The sequence below is a fragment of the Natrialba asiatica DSM 12278 genome (genome assembly GCF_000337555.1).
Taxonomy (GTDB): domain Archaea; phylum Halobacteriota; class Halobacteria; order Halobacteriales; family Natrialbaceae; genus Natrialba; species Natrialba asiatica.
Genome location: NZ_AOIO01000029.1, coordinates 1 through 22576, shown reverse-complemented (window position 1 = coordinate 22576; position 22576 = coordinate 1). Strand labels below are relative to the sequence as shown.

The window sequence follows — 22576 nt, the reverse complement described above, 5'->3', positions numbered from 1 at the left end:
TCTGTATGAGTACTGAATCTACTGAGAATTCGAACACTGGCGAGCAAGAGCATACTGTCCGAGTGGATTCTCCCACTGGGATTGCACGATGTTCAGAACTCGACGAACAGGACACGCCCTACGTCGTTCACGGGGTAGCCATTGGAGAAGCTGAGGTTACTCACGGGCAGAACGGGCCCAAGTTCTGGTCGGCGACTGAGCTCCGTGCAGCCGTGCAGTCGCTCGTTGGCGTTCCACTGAACAAGAACCACGTGGATAACGACGTTGATGCCGTCATCGGGGAAGTCGTCGACGCTGCTTACGAGGATGACGTCGGAATTGTCTTCGAGGCGGAGGTCGACGACGAGGAGATTGCGATGAAGATCGCTCGAGGACGACTTGAGGTGTCGATCCACGCCATCCATCAGACAAACGGTATGACTGACGATGGCGCGAGAATCGTCAAGGACGTCCGCTTTCTTGATCTTTCTGTCGTTCCCCGCGGTGGTTCTCCGTCTAACTTTGTCCAAGCAGGATCCAGCCCGAGCGAGGCATTAGCGTCGCTTACAGCAGACGATGTGGCTCGACTGATACAGGATGATCCTGAGCCAGATCACGAGATTTCGAATATGACTGAAGAAACTGAAAACACTACGGAAGAAAGCCCGGCTTCGGCTGGCAACGACGACGCTTCGCTAAGCGAAGACGTCGACGAAGCCGAAGTTGAGGCAGACGAATCTAAGACTCCCACTGACACCGAAAACGTCAAGGAGGAAGCAGAGGTTGCAGAGTCTGAGAACGACGTAGAAGAGGTGGAAGTCGACGATGAATCGGCTCAAACTGAAGCTGAACTCCGGAAGACAATCGAAGCGCTCGAATCCGAGAAGGCAGAACTCCGTGGGGAACTCGAGAGTGTCCGCCTCGAATATGCCGAACGACTCGCAGAAGACACGGAGTTCTTCGAAGCCGAAGAGCTTGCTGAGAAGTACACGTTCGATGAGCTGAAGGAGAAGTTCGACGAGGCAGAGGCTTCGCTCGTTCTCGAGTCGCCTGGCCAGGAGGAGTCGACGCCGGCCCCCCAGACTGGTGACGTCGAACAGAGCGAGCTCTCCACGACGGATGATGGTACTGACGAGGAGATCTCTGCCCTCGAGTCGAAGATCGAACGATACGACGAGATGGGTTGGGATGCTGCTCGGACTGACGCCGAGGAGCGCCTTGCCGAACTACGGTGAGTTAGCTAACTCACCAACGAGTGTCGCTTCATCTGAAGCACCATACTCTAGGATTAACGCTCGGATTGAACGAGGCCCGCTGCTGTCGATTCGGCGACAGCAGTCACGTCGCAAATGGCAGTTTCTAGTAACGAAGTTATTGATCAGGAGGCAGTTCGTGCCGAAGTCGATCAGTACGCCCAGGAGAACCGTGTCTGGCGACAGGCATTCAGCCAGATCGACTCAACCGCGATCAACTCGAACACTGTCGAGATTCCCGTCTCGGACAAGGTTCGCGACGCGGGCATCGTCGACGAGGGTACTGAGTACCCTGAATCGGAGAATGGGACTCGCAAAGTCAGCGTCTCGCACGACAAGTACGGTGTCGAGATCGCTATCACCTACGAGGCGATCGAGGATTCTCTCCTCGACGTTATCGCGCTCCAAACTCAGGAGCGAGCGGAGGATCTCGCCGACGCGCTCGACGAAGCAGCGTTCGAGGAGATCAGTGCTACCGACGCTGAGGGCAACTACGAGAATCTCCAAGGCACTGTCATCGGCGACGCTTCTGGCAACCTCGAGTACGCCGATGTCATCGATGCGATGACTGCACTCGAGGGGAGCGCGTTCGATCCCGATCTGCTCGTCGTCTCCGCAGAGTCGAAGGGCGACCTGATGAAGTCAGACGAGTTCACTCGCGCCAGCGAGATGGGCGACGATGTCGTCCGCGACGGCGCCTTCGGTGAGGTTGCAGGTGTCCCCGTCTATGTCGACAACGGTGGCCACGTCGGTGCTGGAGAGGCCGTCATGTTCGACAGCTCGAGCTACGGTATTGAGAGCACTCGGACGGAGATGACGACGAACGAGTACGAGAAGGATACGACGAACGAGCGCGTCATCCAGGTTCGCACCCGGATGGGGTGGACGGCTGTCCGTCCCGACGCTGGCGTCAAGATCGAGGGTTAAACGAGCCAGCTCGTCCCGTATTAGGATTCTGCTCTATTATGACACGAATCAATCACTACGACGTTAGCGAGGTGCTCGAGACGGATCTCAGTGAAGCTGAACTCGAAGCATTCATCGCCGACGCACACCGCGTTGTCGAGGATCGGTGTGTGCCCTACTGCGACGACGAGGGCATCTTAGCGTCGATCGAGATGTATCTTGCAGCCCACCTGGCGACGTCGAAGGATCCACGCGTCTCCTCGGTTTCGCATGAGGGTGTTGACGCTGAACTCGGGACTGATGGCGATCGATACTGGCATCAGGCGGTTCTCCTCGATCCGACTAACCGCCTTGCTCGACCTGGTGGATTCGTGATCGCGACAACGTAAGTTATGACTGGGATCTCGATTTCTGGATTCGACGGCCTCCTCGACAGTCTTGACTATAGGACATCGGGGACGGTACAGTATACGGTTCGGGCAGGAGTGGACTACGCCATCTATGTCGAGTACGGGACGTCCAAGATGCAGGCCCAACCGTTCCTCCGGCCGGCCGTTGAGGAGGCTGTCCGAGATCTCGACCGAATCATTGGGAGCGATCTCGACCCGGACACGATCGCCGATACCCTCGCCAACGAGATTGCCGACAATGCACAGTCGAGAGCTCCCGTCGACACTGGAGCACTGAGGGATTCGATCGAGGTGGAGAAGCAATGAATCTCTACAGACAGACAAATCGAGCCGTCCGCCGGGCCCACAAGTCGATGGCGAGAGACGTCGATGTCTACAACTACGAGTACGATCCGACTGGCGATGACAATCCCTACGCTGACGGAGACTGGGTGGAGACGTCATCCACTCCCAACACTGTTCCAGCAACTATCCGATCAAACACGCAGTCGGAAGACGAGTCTGGCCCTGACGGGGCAGATATCGCAGGCGACATGACGATTTACGTCGATCCCAACGACGCTGAGATTGAGATTGGAGAAGGCGACGAAACTCGAGCGACTGAGTTCATCGACAGTGCGACTGAACGACGGTATAAGGCGCTCGATTACCACTACCAGGGATCACTGTTCGAAGTCCACTGTGAGGTACTCTAATGCCGGAGACGATCCAGGATATCAAGCTCCAAGTCCGAGATATCCTTCGCGACGGATGGGACAACTCCGATCTCCCAGTTTCGCTTGTCGATCGGGACATCCACACTGGCTGGTTTGACGACGGCAAGGGGTTCCCACAGGTTGGTGTGACGAACACGAATGAGGGCCCATTCGGAGGCGGACAATCCGGCTTCAGTGCGATTACTGGAGACGGTTCTGGTGGGATCCAAACCCGCTCCGGTTCAGTGATGGTGACAGCCTTCGCCGGATCCAGGGACGACTACGACAGCGTCGGCCTTGAAGAGTACCAAGCAGATCAGATGGCCCAAGAGATCGAGTGCATTATCGGTCAGAACCAGTCACCTGATTCGCTCGAGGTGCTCTCTGTGGGCCAGAAATCGGAGCTCATCGATACTGACGCCACTCCAACCGAGCACTCCGTCCAGTTCTTGATCCAGTACGCTTGGAAGAAGACGCCTCCATCAGCCTAAGCGATCGACGTCCGAGCAGACTTGTATCATATTCTGAATGACATATTTCACATACTTAGACACTACTAATGACGAATCAAGCAACTAACGCAGACAGCGGATTCCGGAAGCACCGTGTCGAGTTCGTCCGCGAAGATACGCCCGGTGAGACGCCAGTCGATCCCGAATGGGAGCTCTACTCGGACACGCTCGATACGGCGTTCCAGTGGGATGCGGATGCACAGTACGAGGAACAGCGCGGGCTTGGTGATCACGAAGTCCAGAATCACTTTACCGGGGCAGAGGATCACACTGCGTCGATCGGATACCATCTCCAGCGGTTCTTCGTCGACGACGGTGGCGATCCTCTCGATCCTGCGGGAGATGCGATCCTACGTGACGACGATGGTGATCTCCGTAACACGCACACTGTCGTCGATCGAGCAGACTACGGCGACTCTCGCACCTACGTCGTTGCTCGTGGTGGATACCCGAACATCGACGATGTCTCTGGCGATCCTGGGAGCGCTCTCCCAATCGTCCTCTCGCTTGCGTATGAGGCGAAGAAGGTTCGGATGTACAAGGTGGGACAGCCAGATGGAGACGCACTCAGCGTCTACTCGACGTCGGGCGAGGACACCACCCAGACAGTGACGATCGAGTCCGACGGCGCCACGACGTCCGCCGAAGTTGTCCTAGATGGGGAGACGGAGTCGTCGACGACTGATCCGTTCGATTCGATCGACGCGATTGAGCTCGACGAGCCGACTGCAGGCGACGTCGTCATCGAGGACGCCGATGGAAGCGAACTCGCCCGCCTCAAGGGAGCAGAGAGCTACGATGGTGCACTGGGAGATCTGGGCGTTCCTGCTCTCGGAGACGGCAGTCACGCCGATCCGATCAGCGAGGACTACGAGCGATTCCTTGACGACGAGATCACCAAGGGTGGTTCCCAGCTGGCTGCCGAGGTTCGGTCGGCCAGCTTCTCCCTCGAGAACGGCTACGAAAAGAACCCCGTTATGGGGACGACGGAGCAGGCAATTCACACCGGAGAGCAGAGCCCTGAGTTCACGGCGACTGTTGCCGGCAACTTCGAATATCACTCGGCACTCACCGACCACCTCGAGGGCAACACGTTCGATCTCGAGTGGCACTTTGATGGGGGTACCGTCACGTTCGAGGGATGTGCTCTGACTGGGCCAGGGACTGTCGGGCCTGCCAGTGGGGACGTCATCTCGACACTCGATAACACGTTTACTCCCAAGTCGATCGACGTCCAGGCCGACTAACGCCCACAGTTAGTTTCTGATTCCGCTGTCGCACTACACACACTCTGTGCAAACTCCTATGAGTCCACCCCGGACTCATCCAACGAGACTGATTACAATGTCTACCCAAGACGATTCTGAACTTTCGATCGCAAAGCCCGAGGACTTTTTCGTCACCCGGAGTGACGATGACGAACTCCAGCCAGTCACCCAGAAGCTACCTGGCGTCCAGGAGCACGTCAGAGTCGTCCCGATGACGATGGGCGACATTAACAAGTACGGCGGATCTGGTGATCGACTCAACCCGAACGAGCTCGCCTCCGAAGAGGTTGCCGAACTCTTCAACGAACACTGGTACGACGTTCGCGAACACGACAATCTCGACGTCACGGCTGAGATGGTTGAGGAGGACATGATTGCCTTCGGCGTCGATGGACTTCTTACTGCGATCCTCCGTGCGTCTGGATACGACATTCAGAATGGCGTCAACATGGAGAATCTCGAGATGCTGGAGAAGATCGATGATCCAGAAAAACTGGGAAAGTTAATGGAACTAGCCGAGAGTCGGAACTGAAGACGCAAGCACTCTGGATCAAACAACTCCACGATTCTGGCTATCGGTTTACCGGCGACACGTCATTCTACAAACTGACACTTCCCGAGACGCGCGTACTCCTTGAAGGGGCAAACGAACAGAATCGTCAGAAGGCGAAGAACTCCGGCCAAACCCAGGGGAGTGGCCCACACGAGCGCGTTCCAGGTGAAGCCCGAGAGTCGGACAAAGAGTGGATTAGAGAGTTAGATCAGCAACGGAACTGAGACTATTTTATTCAATAGATAGATGTCATTTACAGCAGACGGCAGTCAAGAGTTAGCGATCCAAATCACGGCTTCTGACGAGGGAGCTGCGGATGTCTTCGACGACGTGGAGAGTTCGGCGGTCGACATGGAGACGGCCGTTGCAGGAGCCGGAGGTGTCCTCGCTGGAGCGGGAGCTGCCGGACTCGCTGCGAGTGCGAGTGCTGCTGCTGACTTCGAGCAGGCTATGGCTGACGTTGAAAAGGTGACAGATCCACAGACAGCTGCAGAGCTGTCTGAGGCGATTCAGGATCTTTCGGGTGAAATCCCGCTAGCGCAGGAAGAACTCGCTGGACTAGCCACTCAGGCCGGCAGAATGGGAGCAGAAGGCTCAGACGAGATCGAGGAGTTCACTCGAGTCGCCGGCCAGATGGGATCGGCGACGACGCTCTCTGCTGATGAAGCCGGCACTGCGCTCGGAAAGATGTCGTCTGCTCTCGACGAACCACTCGACAATATCGGAGCGCTTGGCGACTCCATTAACGAACTTTCGAACAATTACCAGACGACATCCGACGAGATCGTTGACTCCACCCAGCGTGCTGGGCAGGCGATGAGTACGCTCGGACTGGAGTCCGACGAGATCCTCGGCCTTTCTGCTGCCTTCAATGAGGTTTCCCCTTCGAGTCGACAGGCTGCACAGCGGATGCAGCAGGTGTCTGAGTCGATGATGAATCCCGATAACGTCGAGATGTTCGCCGATATGTTGGGAGTGGCTGCTGAGGAGTTCGAGACGATGCGCGACGAGGCTCCCCAGGAGACGATGATGGAGTTAATGGACTCCATCAGTGGCAATCAGGACGCCCTCGATACCCTAAATAGCGAGCTCACTACGTCTCAAGCACGCGCCTTCCGCGATACAGCAGAATCGGCCGATACGATGCGAGAAGCGATGGAGACATCCAATCAGGCGATGGTGGAGGGTGGATCCCTCGCTGGTGAAGTTGCGACTGAGACTGATACGTTCCATGGACAGGTTGAGCTCCTCAAAAACGAGCTCAATAACCTCGCAATCGACATTGGCGAGCAACTCCTCCCTGTCCTGACGGACAGTATCGAGTTCATTCGTCCTGCGGTCGATGCATTCCTCGACTTTAATGAGTCCCTCGATGGGATGCCAGCACTCATCGCCCTCGTCGGGACGACGCTCGCCGGATTGGGAGCAATCGCAGTCAGCGTCGGCCCCGCAATTGTTGGTGCTCTCTCTCCGATTCTCGCTCCAGTTGCAGCGATAGCAGCTGCTGTTGGTGTGCTCTACTACGCGTGGAGCAACAATCTCGGCGGGATTCAGGATAAAGCGAGAGAACTCTGGGACACTCTCGAACCAATCCTCCAGAGTATCTACAACACGCTGATGTTCGTCTTCGAGGAGTATGCGATGCCACTCCTCAAGCGATTGGCAGACACCTTCGAGACGCACTTCGAAGCGATTGTCGAAGACGTGATCGAGACGCTCGAAGTGGTAGCCAATCACGTTGAAACCGTTCTCGGGTGGCTCGAATCATTCTGGGACGATCACGGTGAAGAGGTAATGACGATCGTCGAAACGACATTCTCCTTCCTTGAGCTCACCATCGGGACTGCCATGCGAGCGATCTCAACGGTAATTCGCACCGTCCTCGCGCTCATCCGAGGCGACTTCGACGAAGCGCTCGGAATCATCTGGAATTTCTGGCAGACAACATTCGGTGATATTCTGAACTTCATCACTGAGGACTTCTGGGAGGGACTGACGGCAGCCTTCGAGATGATCTTCGGTTTCATCAAGGGGATTTTCGAAGATATCTACGAGTTCCTGATTGGGGGTTCGATCGTCCCCGATACCTTCAACGAGATCCTCGAATTCATTAGAGGATGGATCAGCGATACGATCTCTGACTTTAACGGGTTCTTCAGTGATCTCATTACTGGATTCAAAACGACTCTGGGAGAGATCGAAACGTGGATCCGAGAAAAAGCAGTCAGGATGATTTCTGACGCCTTCCAGGCAGTTTTCGACGTGACGATTGGGAACTTGATGTGGTTCCTCGAGGAGCTCGCTGGAGGTGTTAGTGGGACGATTGCCAACATCGCTAACTGGGTGGCTGAGACTGGCTCCAATGCGATCGAGGGTGCATTTGGTGCTGTTCAGGAGGCGATTGTCTCCCCCATCGACACTGCCATTCAGGCGGTAAAGGACATGATCCGAGAGCTACCAGAGTGGGTTCTTGGGGAGATCCGAAGTACTGTCGACAGTGCTGTCGATCTCTTCAACCAGCTCGTTCCCGATACGCTCGAGATCCCCGAGATCTCTGTTGGGGGCCAACGACTGAGTGTTCCGACAGTGGATATCCCCAATCCAGTTCCAGGGGAGAGTGGGTGGACTGTCGGGGGTGGCAGCATCAATGTCCCATCAACAACGGTCGGTGGACAGGGACTTGATCTCCCACAGTTAGCCGACGGTGGCATCGTCGATAGTGCGACGATCGCAATGATTGGTGAGGCCGGACAGGAGGCCGTCGTCCCGCTCGACAAACTGAGTGGGTACCTCGATACGGCCTACGAAGTCGGTCGACAAACAGTGACTGAGACGACTCGTGGATCCATGCAGAGCGTGAGTGGTGGCACCATTACGGCACGACTGGAGATCGAGGGCGACGGTGAGCTCGCGGAACTCATACGCGAGAATGCTGAACTCGTCGTTGAGGAAAATGAACAGTCGAAGTCGAACCGAATCTCGCGGATGTAACTCCTTATTTTTAGTAACATACTATGGTAGATACTTCTTGGAACATCGAGACTGATACGTCAGGGACAATCACGATCCCTGGAGCGACTGGTGATACGTTCCCTTCCTTTAGTGTAGGTGACGACATCACCATCGCTTTCCTCGTCGACGAGATGGCTGAGGGTGAGATCGACATCCTACGCGAGTTTGTTCGATACGCCAACGATTCAACGTCGAATACGGGGCTCGATATCCGGGGACGACCCTGGTATCACGAGTCGATCCATCCCCAGTCAAGCTATAGCTCGCAACTTGTCCACCTTGTGCCTGGAGACGTTCTCTCTGACATCGACGACTGGTGGTGTGTGATTACTAGTGGAACCTTCTCGACCAATTCGATCGGCGTTAATCGCCAAGTAGAACTCGAGCTATTCGTTGTGGCACGGGGAGCAGAGTACTCTGATCGAGCGCTCGTCGAAAACGAGTTCGAGGCCGGACTATGACTGAGTACGTCTTGACTCTTGGCGGGCCGATCGATAGCGATGGGGCCCAGGAGTTTACTCGATTTGTGAGCCTCGACGTCACTGAGGGCTCGTCCTCGATGGGATCCTGGACTGGGACACTCCCCTACACAGACGACTTCGGTGACGAGATCTACTCCGACATCTGGATCTACTACGACGGTGATCTCATCTTCCGTGGCGAACTCGAGTCGTACGAGGCTGATTACGAGTCTGCCCAGACAACGATCAGTGGTCGTGGAGTGCTCGTCGAGTTAGATCGCAACGTTACCACTGTCGAGTACAACGAGACCACAGTCTACGACGCACTTGTCGATTTCTGGGCGGATCTCGATTATGACGCTCTCATCCTCCCACCGAACCGTGAACTGTACGACAGCGTCTTTCTCTCAGATCGAGATCACTGCTCACTCTGGGCCTGGAACCCGGCTACTTCGATCCAGACGGAGGGTGTGACTGTCGAGCGCAACCGTCTCGTCTTTGAAGAGGCCAACATTGTCCTCGACGATGAAGAGCCAGATAGTGGCGATCAACTCCAGACGATCCAGACGGACGAACCGACTGATTGGATCGCAATGCTCGTCGTCACAGACGAGCCTACTGATTGGCTCCGTGGAGGGATGAAGAATCTCGATCCGAATAGCACGGACGAAATCGTCGAGGAGGTGTGGACGACTGTCGAGCACGAACGCCCACAACGCTACCATTACTTCTACTTCGAATTCGGCTCAGATCAGTACGGTCTCTTCCGACCAATGCTCGAGAACGGAGAACCAATCGAAGTGATCCGGACGGAAGTGCTCGCCCCCGACAAAGCAGGGTTTGTTGCGATTGACGAGGCCGAGATCGAGGGAACAACGTTCGAAATCCTCCAGGAACTCCACGATCTTGGATCCTACAATTTTGCAATCCGAGACTACGACGCCAAAGCAGTAGACACCTCCCCCGTGGGAACTGTCAATATCGAACCAGACTGGCGGATTACATCGTCGACGAGGTCGAAAGATCTCACCGACTACGCTAACAGTGTCACTGTCACTGGAGCACGACTCGATGATGGATCATCGTACACGGCGACATCGGAGCACCAGGAGGAGATCGATCTCATGGCAGAGCGCGGACTCGGAGACGACGGCGTGATCGAGAAGTATGAGAAGAGTCTCGATCTCGAAACGGAAGCCGAAGTAGAGTCGCGAGCCGATCGTCTCCTCAAGGAATCAATTACTGAGCGCGATGAGTCTGGAGCACTAGAGATCGTTCCACAGATGGTGATGCCTGGCTACTCCTACAATGTGAGTGCTTGGGGGGACGCGTTCCCCTATGGCGGGCAAATCGGACAGAACTCGCTCTATTTCGACGGCAATTCTCATATCGAATTCAGTTACAAATTCCCTCAAGAATCGGATCATCCAGGAGGGTACTGGACGTTCGAGTATCTAATTCGGCCCGACGGCCTCGACGCGATGGGCGACAACGAGTACTACACAATACACGAGATTTCCGGTGAAGATCCCTCCTCCTGGATTCGGCTCTACGGTGATGGGAGTATCGAGATCCACGGTGGTGATCCGGACTGGCAGGGTCGAAGTCCATTAGGCATCGTCGATAACGACTACCGCCAACGGTTGTCCGTAATCTGGGGCCCGAGTATTGAGACGACACGAGTCCTCGTCAACGGCCAAGTAGAGTGGGAGACAGATGCAATCAACAACTCGATCATCTCGCCCTACGAGCTCGACGTTACCAACTACGTCGGCAATGATCCAAACGGATCGAGCGGGTTCGTTGGTGGTGTAGCCGACGTCAGAATCTGGACGTCGAGTTCGAATTCGAAGTCACAGGAGTGGATCCTCGAGCACGCGTTCGACGACCTCGTCCGGACTGAAGCAAGTCTCGGCACAGCAGGGATCTACTACAGACTTAACGATAGCTCCGATCCCTCTCTCGCAGTCAACCACGGTGTAGCACAGTCTCCAGAGACAGCGGATGGATCCGCCGGGACAGTTGTCGGTGCCGAGTATCAGGATCACGTTGGGGAGTTAGACGAGGTGCAAATCTCGCTGGGGAGCGGGGAGACGATGTCACTCGATTTCGATATTAGCGGACGGATCGATACCGAGCTCATCTTGGCACAGCGCGATGTCCGCAGAAACCGACGCGCACTCTGATCAATTCGATCAAACAGGAATTCAATCGATCGCACCCTATTTCAGGATTGCCTCGATTACTTCCTTGAGGATTCCCCACGATGGGATTGATAGCATAACCAATCCGGCCATTAGAACGAAAATCATCTTCAATTCCCATCCCCCTTCAACACTAAACCCGGTTGATAATAGATCACTGACTGCTACTCGCTTTGCTGCAGAAATTTCTAGAATAGCAGGGATAAGAGCTGGTGCTATAATTGCGATTAAAATACCCTGTATGATGTGATCTGGTTTGATGTCTTCCACATGCATTTATGTCTTATTTGATGATATTGTCCAGGATAAGTGTTTCTCTCATAATAGAATTACTCTGTTCTTAGTTCTAAAATCGCCGAGTTGTCGCTATAGTAAGATATCTATGTCGGACGTTGCTCTCCCTGTTGGACTACTGGATACACTTATAGCGCTGATTGTCGGTGCTCTCACTGCGCTCCTTGGTATTATCTATCGTCGTCTTCTATCTCGAATTAACGCGCTCGAGGATGAGGTGGGGGATTTCGAAGACGAACATGCGAACATCCACCGGAAGCTAGATACAGTCTTCGCGTGGGCGTTTGGTAACGATGAGGATGCGACTGATCGAGGATTTGCCGGCGACATGGACGATCAGTTCGACGATCTTGCTGAGCAATTAGAGGAGATCCAGGAGCGACTCGACGACCGTCACGAGGAAATCAGCCGTCGGATCGATGATCTGATCAATGCACTCCACGACGAGGAGTCGCTCGAATTCGATCGGGACGACGTCGATTGAAGGGAGTTACCCCACGGTTTGGAGAGAGTACACCCTGTGGGGTAACTTGGACAACGTCGTCCGTCACCTCGCACCGTCTCTTTGGAGTCTAGCAGAGTCGCTACTCGACTCTGCGACATTGCTGGCTCCAGAGCCAGCAAAGTTACCCCACGAGTTGGAGACGATGGAATCCGTGGGGTAACGCTGAAACTGGCGCGCACGTCGCCCCGATGACGCTCTAGGTAGGATGGGAGTTGGGGAACCAATCAGTCTCGACACTTGGGTTGACACAGTGGTTTGTATGATTTAGGCTAAACTTCGTTACGTCGCACCGAGAAGAACGTCAATACCGTTATTGAGGCCGATTGCGCCTAGTTGGAGAGCAATCTGAGGTTGATATTCTCGCGCCGTATTGAGGAGTCGCTCAAGTTTGGATTTGTCTGGATTCTCTTTTTCCAGCTCACCAGTGAATTCTTCGACAACATCTTTCAGTTCTTCTTTCTCGTTGTCAGGCATCATCTGCTGGTTGATCATCTCGAGGACGTTCTCGACCGAGACAGACTGCTCGACTCGTTGGTTTGCCTCGAAATGAATCGTGGTAAAACTCTCAGACGTAGATGGTTCTCGAAAGTCATCTGTAGAAAGTTCCAGACTGTCCGCAATCTTCAGGCAGTTCTGCTTCACCTGCTGTACGTCCTTTGGGTGTGCATCTGAACCACTCCAGTTGTGGAAGCCAACTGGTTCAATCTCCTGAATGATTTTGTTCTCCTGGTATTCAGATTTGTATTTCTCAAGTAAATCATTAAACTCTTCTACGAGAGTAGTTCCAACACGTCCAGTATCCTCACGATTTTGAGCCTCTTGGCATTCATCGAAAACACGTTTGAGACTTTTCGCCAAGAATTCAGCGTCCATACAAGATATGACACAGAGTATGCCCTTATTCTTTCTTCTGCAGGAGACTCTCACAACAGAATATGTGTCGTATACCACCCCACTGTGTGAACTCGACGTCTGAGGTGAGAGTTAGCTCTGGACTATTCGAGAGTTGTTACTCCCAACCGAAGAATGAAGGTGCGCGCGCGAGAACTACAGCTTAGATGCCAGACAGCGTCGGGTGCCGTTTACTGAGTTACCCCATTCAAACTGGATTTACGTCGGCGCAGAACCAGTCCCTACGCCGTCTGCTGGTTATTCTGACTCACTTTCGAGAATTAATTAAGCGGGCCGGGCGCGATTTGAACACGCGACCGTCTGATTAAGAGTCAGACGCTCTGCCGGACTGAGCTACCGGCCCTTCACCTCCGACTTTTTCTCGGCCGGTAAAATACGTTTCCCTTGAGGACCGTTGTGACAGAGGGGACCACGCACGTCACACCACCGTATCGCTCGGTAACGACCCGTCATCTCGTCGACACTCACACGAGTTCACCCCCGCTGATCCGAGCCAGACGCCAACCCAGAAACGCACACCACACGCCACAGTCACAACTCCCACTAAAATGCTATAAATAACACCAACTCACAATCGGAGAACTATCCACCGTATCATAACGTCACACTCTTCGGGAAGGTTAAGTGCGGTCGGTCCGACCACACGTTCACATGAGTACGGGGGTAACCATTTCATCGATCTCTGACTACGCTATCTTAGGCTGTGGGAGCGTCGGGTACGCCGTCGCCGAAGAACTCGTCGAACAGGGCAAGGACGTTCTAATTATCGACCGCGACGAAAGCCGCGTCGAATCCCTCCGTGATCAGGACTTAGACGCACGTACCGCCGACATCCGCGAACCCGAAGCCGCCGACCTCGTCGCCGATCGCGACGTCGTCCTCATCCTCGCTTCCAACGTCGAATCGAACAAACAGGCCGTCGAACACATCCGCGCCAACAACGACAACCAGTTTCTCGTCGCCCGCGCGAGCGATCCCGTCTCCGGTGACGAGCTCGCTGAACTCGGCGCTGACATCGTCATCAATCCCTCCTCCGTCATCGCCGAATCCGCACTCCGCGCCCTCGAGTCAGGTGAACTCGAGTACAACGCGGGCAAACTCGCCCAACTCGTCGAAGGAACTGGCACGCGGCTCGGAATCATCACCCAGGACAGCCCCGATCCGGACTCCATCGCGAGTGCCGCCGCATTACAGGCGGTCGCCAGTCATCTCGGCGTCGAATCCGACATCATCTACCTGGGAGACGTCGGACACCAGGAAAACCGCGCGTTCGTCAATCTCCTTGGCATCGACCTCGTCCAGTGGGACGAAATCGAGGACCACTCGGTCTACGACACCGTCGCGCTGGTCGACCGCGAAACCTCGACTGCACTCGATCTCTCCGTCGATGCCGTAATCGACCACCGCGAGGCCGAACAGGAGTTCGAACCCGAGTTCGTCGACATCCGGCCGAACATGTCTTCGACCTCGACGATCATGACAAAGTACATCCAGGAGTTCGATATGAACGTCTCCGAGGAGGTCGCAACGGCCTTGCTCTACGGTATCCGCGCGGAGACGCTGGATTTCAAACGCGACACAACCCCCGCCGATCTCACCGCCGCGGCCTATCTCTATCCGTTTGCCAATCACGACACCCTCGAACAGGTCGAATCACCGTCGATGTCCCCGGAGACGCTGGACGTGCTCGCCGAAGCGATCACCAACCGCGATGTTCAGGGCAGTCACCTCGTCTCCAACGCCGGTCTCGTCCGCGACCGTGAGGCCCTGACGCAGGCAGCGAGTCACCTGCTGGATCTCGAGGGTGTCACGACGACGGCCGTCTTCGGCATCGCCGACGAGACGATCTTCCTCGCGGGCCGTTCGAAGGATATCCGGATCAACATCGGCAAGGTGTTAGACGACGCCTACGGCGAGATGGGTGAAACCGCCGGCCACTCGACCCAGGCCAGTGCGGAGATCCCGCTCGGCATCTTTACCGGCATCGAAATTTCGGAGGACACGCGGGATACGCTGCTCGAATTGACCGAGGAAGCGGTCAAGCGAACGCTGTTCGATGCGATGGGCGTCGACGGAACGGAAGGATCGAACGGCAGCTAACGACCCGACTCAGGCCACCAGTTCCGACTCCTCCTCGTCCGGGTCCCGAACGTGCTCGACGACTTCGTTGATGAGAATCACGTCACCGACCGCCCGAACCCACCGGTAGGGCACGATCACGCCCTGTCCAGTCGTCGACTCCTCGGCGAATAGCTCCGAGTTCAGGCTGCCGAGTGCAAGCCCAGTGACGGTCTGACCGTCAACGTTCAGTTGCAGGTCTTCGACCTCGCCGACGAAGACGCCGCTGTTCGAGTAGACCTCGCGCCCGACGAGGGAGGTTATCTCCTGGGGTGTGTCGTCCATGTCTGGGTCCATGCGCGGCTAACTCTTAATTGTTGGTCAGACGCGACAGTCACTCGTTGACGAACTCGTGCTCGTGCTCGTGTTAGTAACCCACACTCGTCACTCCGGAGAGGGCGTTGATAGCGGTTGTGCCGCCTCTTGCATCGATTCGATCAGCTCCTGAGCCCATGTACACGCCTCGTGAGTCGTCGCGACGAGCAAGCCCTCGAGTTTGTCGTCGGGACAGACAAGGAGGATGACGAGTGGAGTGGTTGCTGACGGTGAGTTGGTCGTCACTGGTGTGTCGGATGTCTCCGCTCTCTCGGGTACTTCGTGTGTCTCAGGTGTCCCAGTGGCAGTCGCTGTCTCCGACGTGATGACGACCAACCCGTACGGTGGTATCCGTACTGATTCGAGTTCGTGAAGGGAAAGGTTGCCCCTCGAAAGGGCGTCGGCGGTGGCCGTCTGAAACTCGGTGAGCAGGCCCTGGATGACTGTACTGGGGCCGATAATCTCGAGTTCACGGCGGGTGGGATCAGCGTCGGTGGGAGCGGCTGCGGCGGGGGTCGGGGGAGCCGTGGCGCGGTAGGCGCTGGCGAGGCAGGGCATGGGGCCGGGGACGAGTACCTGATGGTGTGGACTGTGTCCGAGATCGAGCAGCGCTTGGAGCGTCCGGGTTGGAAGGTCCGTCTTTGTGTTCTGGTGTGGTTGTGGGGAGTCTTTGTCTGTACCCGTACTCGCATCCACACCCGTCCCCGTGTCAGTAGCCGTCTCTCTATCAGTCGTGCGCTCTCCATCCGAACGACTGTCACACTCGGCGCGAGTTCGCAGCGTCTGCCGGTCGATTTCCGGCGGAAGCGACGCTGCAAGTCGTGCAGGATCGCGGGAGTTCGTGACGACGGTCGCCGAATCGAGGAATTGCCACGGCAGCCAGCAATCGCCGTCAGTCGGCAGCGATGCGAGCAGGTTGCTCGCAGCCGCTGTCCGCTCGAGTCGCGTCGAGAACTGGGTGAACTCCTCGAGCGCGAGTTCACCGGCGATAGTGAGGTGATACGAACCCTGGTCGGGGTCGCGTTCGACCAGGGTGGCGTCCCGGAGTTCCGAGAGTGCCCTGTCGATCGTCGAACGGGAGCACTCGAGTGCAGCGGCGAGGTCGCTGGGGTGGTCGGGAGTGGCTGCGAGGTGGCGAAGTAGCGATTCGCGTCGGTCTACGAGGGCGAGCAATCCCGGCGCTCCGACCATAGTAAGTGGTCGGTCGACAGTGGGATAAGGCTGGTGACCGATCGCAGACAGTACTGTCTGACGATAGCTGAAGAACGCATCGCAGTCGGGTGAATCGTGGCACTTTGGAACGAGCTATCTGAACTCGAATCCCCCACCAGTATATAAACCGTAGAAACAGTTAAGTCGAAGAAGAATAGTCTGGGTCACGTTTCGACGGATGAAGGGATAAGAGTTCGAGGACAACGGTCAGTGCCGGGGTGCCTCTGACAAACCGGCAGATCCTGGCGTGTGAGCTGCCCGACGACGCGCCAGGGATTTTCCTCGCAGGATGGCTTAGGGTGAGTCGAGCAGCGACGTGACTGAAGTATGATCGGTGAGCAGCGTCTCCATCCGGTCGACCGTCGCGGCGTCGCGCGTTCGACCGCTTCGGACGATGTCTTCGGCGCGTTCGACGGTCGTGAGGGTGTCGGTCTGGACGGAGATAACCGGGATCTTTCGCTCGGTTGCCTCGCCGATGATAGCGCCGGATGGGCGGTGGCCGCCGGTCAGGATGAGACACTTGACGCCGGGGGCTTCGAGTGCTGCGGTGTGGATTTCGGCCCGGTCGCCGCCGGTGATGACGGCGGCGTCTTTCGTTCGCCGGAAGTATCGCAGGGCACTGTCGGCACCCATTGCACCGACGGCGAAGCGCTCGACGTAGCTGTCGGTGCCGGCTTCGGCGACGAGTGTCCCTCCGAGTTCGTCCGCGAGGTCGGCGACGGTGACCCCGGAGAGGGATCGTTCGCTGGGGATGATTCCGATGACGGGAACGTCACGAGCTTCGAGGAAGGGGATGACATCGGTTTCGAGTTGGTCGTAGGCAACGCCAGAGACGCGATTGAAGACGACGCCAGCGAGGCGATCACCGAACGCGTCGGCGGCGGTGAGAAGGGTGTCGATGTCGCCGGGTTTCTCGTAGGGAGAGACGAGGACAGTGCGGGCATCGAGGACTGTTCCAATGTCGGCATCGGTGAGATCGACGATTCCGCCGAGGTCGTACTGGCCGCCGCCCTCGAGAAACATGCGATCGCAGTCCGCGGCGAGTGTCTCGTAGGCTTCGACGACCCGCTCGCGCAATTCGGCGGGGTCCTCGCGTCCTCGGATGGCCTGCTCGATGAACGTCGGCGAGTAGACGACGGGTTCTAAGTCGTGCATCTCGGCGTCGATGTCGAGGAGTTCGCGCGCGAGCAACGGATCTTCGTCGAGGGTCTTGCCGACGTTGCTCTGCAGGCGGGTGCCCTTTGGCTTCATGTAGCCGACCCGTTCACCGCGATCCTGTGCGAGGCGGGCAAGCGCCAGTGTGATCGCGGTTTTGCCGGTGCTTTCCTCGAGTGAGGCGACGAGGAGTGTCTCGGTGTCGGTACCGGTACCGATCCCGTCCCCGTCCCCGGCCTCGGTCGTCGTGGCGTCCGTGTCGAGTTCAGTTTCGGTGTCGGTGTTGGTGTCGGTATTGGTGTCGATGTCGGTGTCGGTATCAGTATCAGTCATCGGAGTTCCTCCGTGTCGACGGTTAATCGCAGGTCGATCGCCTGTACGCCGTCCGGGCCGGCAACGAGCGGGTTCACGTCGAGTTCGAGAATCGCCGGGAAGTCGGTCACCAGCTGGGAGAGTCGTTGGATCGTTTCGACGATCGCGTCGATTGCTGCCGGCTCGCGACCGCGCGCGCCGCGCAGCAGCGGGGCCGCCCGAATCCCGTCGATCATCTCGCGAGCCTCGCGCTCGCCGATCGGTGCGACGCGAACCGACGTATCCTCGAGAATTTCGACGAAGATGCCGCCGAGGCCGAACAGCAAGAGCGGCCCGAATTGCGGATCGCGGTTCATCCCGACGATGGTTTCGGTCGTCTCCTCGAGATCGAGCATCGCCTGGACCTGCACACCGAGGATCGTCGCATCGGGCTGGTAGTTGCGCGCTTTGGCGACCACGTCTTCGTAGGCATCGTACACCTCGTCGTCGCTCACGCCGACTTTCACGCCGCCGATGTCGGACTTGTGGGTGATGTCCGGGCTGACGATCTTCATGACGACATCGCCGTCGATGCTCTCGGCGACTTCGCGAGCGCGGGCCGGATCGTCGACGATCTCGCCCGGCGGCGTCGGAATGCCGTAGGCCTCGAGCAACTCCATCGATTCGATTCCGAGGCGGTTGTCGTCTCGCCGCTCGACTCGCTTTAAAATCTCTCGGGCTCGCTCGCGATCGACGTCGAACCGCTCCGGCTCGTCGACCGTCCGGTCGCGAATATCCCGGTACCGCGCGAGCGCGTCGAGTCCGCCGACCGCCCGGGCCGGGTCGAAGTAGTTCGGAATCCCGAACTCGCGAAGCACCGACTCGGCGTTCCGAGCCCGCTCGCCGCCCATCATACAGGTGACGACGGGCTTGTCGAACTCCTCGCACTTCTCGATGACGACCTCGGCGAGTTCGTCGTACTCGATCACCGCCGTCGGGGCGCTGACGACGACCGCACTCCCGACGTTCGGATCGTCGAGCGCGAGTTCGAGCGCGTCGCCGAAGCGGTCGGTATCAGCATCCCCGATCGCATCGATCGGGTTGTAGACGTTCGCCTCATCGGGCATCGCCTCGGTCAGCGCCGCGATCGTTTCGTCGCTGAACTCGGCCATCCCCAGCGTCGAGTCGCCGACCGCATCGGTGGTCAACACGCCCGGCCCGCCCGCGTTCGTCACGACGGCGACCCCGTCGGTGTCGGGCTCCGGCAGCCCCGAAAGCGCCCGCGCCGCATCGAACAGCTCCTGGACCGAGTTCGCTCGCAGGACGCCGGCCTGCTCCAGCCCGGCTTCGTAGGCCCGTTCGCTCCCGGCGATCGCACCCGTGTGCGAGGAGGCAGCCTGCGCGCCCGCGTCGGTTCGACCCGACTTGACGAGCACGATCGGCGTGTCGTCGGTCACCTCGCGGGCCGTCCGGATGAACTCGTCGCCGGCGTCGATGTCTTCGAGATAGCCGATGACGACGTCCGTCTCCGGATCGTCGCCCCACTCGCGGACGAAGTCCGTCTCGTCGAGAACCGTCTTGTTGCCGAGCGAGACGACGTCCTGAAAGCCGATCCCCTGCTCGTTCGCCCAGTCGAGGACGGCCGTGATGAACGCCCCCGACTGGCTCATAAACGAGATCGATCCGTCCAACGCGCCCTCCGGCCCGAACGTCGCGTTCAGGTCGACCGGCGTCGACATCACGCCGAGACTGTTCGGGCCGACGATACTGAGGTCGTACTCGGCCGCGATCTCGCGGAGTTCTCGCTCGCGGTCGGCACCCTCGCCGCCCGTCTCGGCGAACCCCGCCGTGATGACGACGACGTGTTCGGTCCCCGACTCGCCGAGTTCACGAAGCGTCTCGAGGACGACGGGCGGCGGGACGACGACGACCGCCAGATCGAGTGCCGGCGCGCTCTTCACGTCCGAATATGCATCGATACCAAGCACCGCGTCGTGGCTCGGATTGACCGGCACGATCTCGCCGCTGAACTCGTCGCGCAGGTTTTCGAGGATCGCTCGTCCAACTGCGCCTTCGCGGTCGGTTGCGCCGATCACGCCGACGGTATCGGGTGCGAACAGCTCGGATAACCGTCCCATCGTGAGTAGATTCGCCGAGAGTCGTGTTAAACGTAGGGTGGCGTTCCCACCGGCTGGTGGTGAGCGGTACTGAATCGAAACGCGACGGTGACCGCTGGCGAAACGAATCGGCGGTAACTAGGACGGTGAACGGGGATAGTGCCGGTGGTCAGTGAACCGAAACCGCAGCTGCGGATCGGTCCGAAACGAGAACGGCGAGCAGGTAGGCGGCGATTCCGACGACGACGATCGAGCCGCCGGCGGGGAGGCTCTGCGAGATCGAGAGCGCGAAGCCCCCGATGATCGAGACTTGGCCGAAGAGGATCGAGAGATACAGCGTCTCGCGGAAACTGTGTGCGAGCTGCGTTGCGGCCGCAACGGGAATGACGAGCATCGCCGCGACGAGGATCACGCCGAGGACCTGCATCGCGCCGACGACGACGACGGCCGTCATCACGATCAACAGCGTGTTGTACCAGGTAACGTTCAGCCGGGCGACGCGAGCAGCCTGCTCGTCGAACGTGATAAAGAGCAGTTGCTTGTACGTCACCGCGACGACGGCCACGACGACGACGCTCAGAATGCCCATCAATCGCGCTCCGGAGGGCGTGATTACGGAGAGATTGCCGAAGAGGTAGTTCTCGATGTTGATTCCGGTCAGTCCGCGCCCGTAGCTGATGATGAGCGTACCGACGGCGAAACTGCCGGTGAGCATGATCGCGATCGGCACGTCGCCGTACGTGTCCGTGCGTTCGGTGAGCCACTGCACGCCGAGTGCACCGAGGATCCCGACGACGAGCGCGACGAGCAAGAGCGAGCCGCTCCAGTCCGTCGTCGAACTGAACAACAGTCCGATCGCGACGCCGGCAAATGCCGTGTGTGCGAGCGTTTCGCCGATTAACGCCATCTCTCGGTGGACGAGATAGGTCCCGACCAGCGGCCCGACGACGCCGATGAGGACACCCGTCGCCATCGACCGCCACAGGTAGGGATGGTAGAAGACGTTCGTCCCGAGGTAGTAGTCCATCCACCACCCGGCGATTCGGAACTGCTCGTATAGCGCCGACGCGTACGGATACTCCTGTAGCCAATCGAGGGTGAGAAATCCGAGCATCGTGACGGCGAGCAAGCCGGTCAGGGCGATTCCGCCGAGTTCGAGTCGTCGTCTGGTGTCGTGCATCCGTGTGTGGTGTGTGTCAGTGTTGTCGGCATCGGCTGCGTCAGTGTCAGTACCGGCCTCTCCGTCAGCGAGCGGCGTGAACTCCAGCATTCGATCGACTAATGATGGTGTTCGACGACGTGCCCGGTCGTCCCGTAGGCCTCCGTGAGCGCGTCGCTCTCGACGAACGATTCGGTATCGCCGTGGTGGTACAGCTCCGTGTTGAGACAGGCGATGCGGTTCGCCCGGTCGGTGACGACGCCGATGTCGTGTTCGATGAGGATGATCGTAATGCCCGAGTCGTTGAGCGAGTCGAGCAACCGATAGAACTCGTCACGGGACTCAGCGTCGACGCCGACGGTCGGTTCGTCGAGCGCGAGCAGGTCGGCCTCGGAGGCGAGCGCACGAGCGATGAACGCCCGCTGGCGCTGACCGCCCGAGAGCTGCGTGATCTGTCGGTCGGCGAGTGCGGTGATACCGACCGTTTCCAGAGCGTCCGTGACGATATCGTGATCTGCCTCGGTCAGTCGGTTGTGGCCCGAGTGGGCGAACCGGCCCATCGTCACGACCTCGCGGACGGTAACGGGCATCGTTTCGCCGCGGCTGGTCGCCTGCTGGGAAACGTAACCGATCCGTTCGCCCTCGGAGAACGCCGAGGCGGGCTCGCCGAAGAGTTCGATCGAGCCGCTGTCGGGACTGTGCAGGCCGAGCATGAGGTGTAAGAGCGTCGTCTTTCCGGAGCCGTTCGGACCGATGAGGCCGAGAAAGTCGCCCTGATCGACGGTAAGGGACACGTCGCGGACGGCCGGCTGCTCGCCGTAGGCGAACGTCACGTTCTCGAGAGAGACGACTGCAGTCACTAGTGATCCGCTCCAAGTGCTTCTCTGAACGCGGGAACGTTTAGCTCTTCCATTTGTTCGACGTACCCCCAGCCCGATCCTTGCCAGGACTGGAGTGTTCCCTCCCCAGACGTGACCGAAACCGCGTTCGTCGCGGCGCTCTCCGCCAGGATCGTCTCGGCGAGCGGCGGGAGTTCATCCTCGGACGTGACCTCGAAGCGATCGTAAAGAATCGTGTCGATGTCGTGGTCCTCGATGCGGTCGATCGTCTCCGAAATATCGGTAATACTCGGTTCGTCCTGCGGCGACACGCCGGACGGAGTGTGTACCTCGATATCGTAGCGGTGCTCGAAGTACTGATAGGAGTTGTGTCCGGCGAGGATGGCGACATCGTGCTCGGCTTCCC

The 22576-nt window shown here is 58.0% G+C and carries 22 protein-coding genes and 1 tRNA gene; 13 read left to right on the top strand and 10 right to left on the bottom strand.

Features of this window, described 5'->3' with window-relative positions; all coding sequences use genetic code 11:
• The first annotated feature begins 5 nt into the window (after nucleotides 1-5).
• From C481_RS21710 to C481_RS10780, 11 genes are all read left to right on the top strand, one after another.
• Entirely contained in the window at nucleotides 6-1214 is a 1209-nt protein-coding gene (locus C481_RS21710) for a hypothetical protein (protein WP_152422172.1), read from the top strand.
• A 114-nt stretch (nucleotides 1215-1328) separates the two neighbouring features.
• Entirely contained in the window at nucleotides 1329-2159 is an 831-nt protein-coding gene (locus C481_RS10825; RefSeq protein ID WP_006109245.1) for a phage major capsid protein, read from the top strand.
• Between the two features lie 38 nt (nucleotides 2160-2197).
• Entirely contained in the window at nucleotides 2198-2527 is a 330-nt protein-coding gene (locus C481_RS10820; RefSeq protein ID WP_006109244.1) for a hypothetical protein, read from the top strand.
• Nucleotides 2528-2530: 3 nt separating this feature from the next.
• Nucleotides 2531-2854 carry an HK97-gp10 family putative phage morphogenesis protein gene (locus C481_RS10815; protein WP_006109243.1) on the top strand — a complete coding sequence of 108 codons (324 nt, stop codon included), beginning with the start codon at nucleotides 2531-2533 and terminating at the stop codon, nucleotides 2852-2854.
• Entirely contained in the window at nucleotides 2851-3243 is a 393-nt protein-coding gene (locus tag C481_RS10810) for a hypothetical protein (RefSeq protein ID WP_006109242.1), read from the top strand. Before C481_RS10815 ends, C481_RS10810 begins: the two co-directional genes overlap by 4 nt.
• On the top strand, nucleotides 3243-3734 hold the full coding sequence (locus tag C481_RS10805; protein WP_006109241.1) for a hypothetical protein: 492 nt from the start codon (nucleotides 3243-3245) through the stop codon (nucleotides 3732-3734). The genes C481_RS10810 and C481_RS10805 overlap by 1 nt, the downstream gene beginning before the upstream one ends.
• A 68-nt stretch (nucleotides 3735-3802) precedes the next feature.
• Nucleotides 3803-5002, top strand: a complete 1200-nt coding sequence (locus C481_RS10800; protein WP_006109240.1) for a hypothetical protein — start codon at nucleotides 3803-3805, stop codon at nucleotides 5000-5002.
• Between the two features lie 97 nt (nucleotides 5003-5099).
• On the top strand, nucleotides 5100-5555 hold the full coding sequence (locus C481_RS10795; RefSeq protein WP_006109239.1) for a hypothetical protein: 456 nt from the start codon (nucleotides 5100-5102) through the stop codon (nucleotides 5553-5555).
• A gap of 267 nt (nucleotides 5556-5822) precedes the next feature.
• A complete protein-coding gene (locus C481_RS10790) occupies nucleotides 5823-8567 on the top strand; it encodes a phage tail tape measure protein (protein ID WP_006109238.1) in 2745 nt (914 codons plus the stop codon).
• Nucleotides 8568-8590: 23 nt separating this feature from the next.
• Nucleotides 8591-9049 carry a hypothetical protein gene (locus C481_RS10785; protein WP_006109237.1) on the top strand — a complete coding sequence of 153 codons (459 nt, stop codon included), beginning with the start codon at nucleotides 8591-8593 and terminating at the stop codon, nucleotides 9047-9049.
• A gap of 593 nt (nucleotides 9050-9642) precedes the next feature.
• Nucleotides 9643-11235: a LamG domain-containing protein gene (locus C481_RS10780; protein ID WP_152422171.1), complete on the top strand. Its 1593-nt coding sequence runs from the start codon at nucleotides 9643-9645 to the stop codon at nucleotides 11233-11235.
• 36 nt (nucleotides 11236-11271) lie between these two features.
• Here the strand turns inward: C481_RS10780 and C481_RS21705 are convergent, their stop codons facing one another.
• Nucleotides 11272-11529 carry a hypothetical protein gene (locus tag C481_RS21705; protein WP_006109235.1) on the bottom strand — a complete coding sequence of 86 codons (258 nt, stop codon included), beginning with the start codon at nucleotides 11527-11529 and terminating at the stop codon, nucleotides 11272-11274.
• A gap of 346 nt (nucleotides 11530-11875) precedes the next feature.
• On the opposite strand from C481_RS21705, the gene C481_RS22445 reads away from it, so the two are divergent.
• On the top strand, nucleotides 11876-12031 hold the full coding sequence (locus C481_RS22445; protein WP_206537176.1) for a hypothetical protein: 156 nt from the start codon (nucleotides 11876-11878) through the stop codon (nucleotides 12029-12031).
• Nucleotides 12032-12331: 300 nt separating this feature from the next.
• Here C481_RS22445 and C481_RS10770 read toward each other — a convergent pair whose 3' ends face one another.
• Together C481_RS10770 and C481_RS10765 are read right to left on the bottom strand one after the other, a co-directional pair.
• On the bottom strand, nucleotides 12332-12925 hold the full coding sequence (locus C481_RS10770) for a hypothetical protein (protein ID WP_006109233.1): 594 nt from the start codon (nucleotides 12923-12925) through the stop codon (nucleotides 12332-12334).
• A gap of 308 nt (nucleotides 12926-13233) precedes the next feature.
• Nucleotides 13234-13307, bottom strand: a tRNA-Lys gene (locus C481_RS10765).
• A gap of 308 nt (nucleotides 13308-13615) precedes the next feature.
• Between C481_RS10765 and C481_RS10760 the strand changes: the two genes are divergently transcribed.
• Nucleotides 13616-15064, top strand: a complete 1449-nt coding sequence (locus tag C481_RS10760; RefSeq protein ID WP_006109232.1) for a DHH family phosphoesterase — start codon at nucleotides 13616-13618, stop codon at nucleotides 15062-15064.
• Nucleotides 15065-15073: 9 nt separating this feature from the next.
• Here C481_RS10760 and C481_RS10755 read toward each other — a convergent pair whose 3' ends face one another.
• The 7 genes from C481_RS10755 to C481_RS10725 all read right to left on the bottom strand — a co-directional run.
• Nucleotides 15074-15379 (bottom strand): PRC-barrel domain-containing protein, encoded by a 306-nt coding sequence (locus tag C481_RS10755; RefSeq protein ID WP_006109231.1) that lies wholly within the window; start codon nucleotides 15377-15379, stop codon nucleotides 15074-15076.
• 87 nt (nucleotides 15380-15466) lie between these two features.
• Complete coding sequence (locus C481_RS10750) at nucleotides 15467-16588, bottom strand: helix-turn-helix domain-containing protein (protein ID WP_006109230.1); 1122 nt, start codon at nucleotides 16586-16588, stop codon at nucleotides 15467-15469.
• Nucleotides 16589-16903: 315 nt separating this feature from the next.
• Nucleotides 16904-18097 (bottom strand): phosphotransacetylase family protein, encoded by a 1194-nt coding sequence (locus C481_RS10745; protein ID WP_006109229.1) that lies wholly within the window; start codon nucleotides 18095-18097, stop codon nucleotides 16904-16906.
• On the bottom strand, nucleotides 18094-20193 hold the full coding sequence (locus tag C481_RS10740) for an acetate--CoA ligase family protein (RefSeq protein WP_006109228.1): 2100 nt from the start codon (nucleotides 20191-20193) through the stop codon (nucleotides 18094-18096). The genes C481_RS10745 and C481_RS10740 overlap by 4 nt, the downstream gene beginning before the upstream one ends.
• A gap of 148 nt (nucleotides 20194-20341) precedes the next feature.
• On the bottom strand, nucleotides 20342-21352 hold the full coding sequence (locus C481_RS10735) for a metal ABC transporter permease (protein WP_049904608.1): 1011 nt from the start codon (nucleotides 21350-21352) through the stop codon (nucleotides 20342-20344).
• A 98-nt stretch (nucleotides 21353-21450) separates the two neighbouring features.
• Nucleotides 21451-22191 (bottom strand): metal ABC transporter ATP-binding protein, encoded by a 741-nt coding sequence (locus C481_RS10730; protein WP_006109226.1) that lies wholly within the window; start codon nucleotides 22189-22191, stop codon nucleotides 21451-21453.
• Nucleotides 22191-22576: metal ABC transporter solute-binding protein, Zn/Mn family (locus tag C481_RS10725; protein ID WP_006109225.1), on the bottom strand; the 386-nt coding region annotated here is incomplete at its 5' end. The genes C481_RS10725 and C481_RS10730, both read right to left, overlap by 1 nt.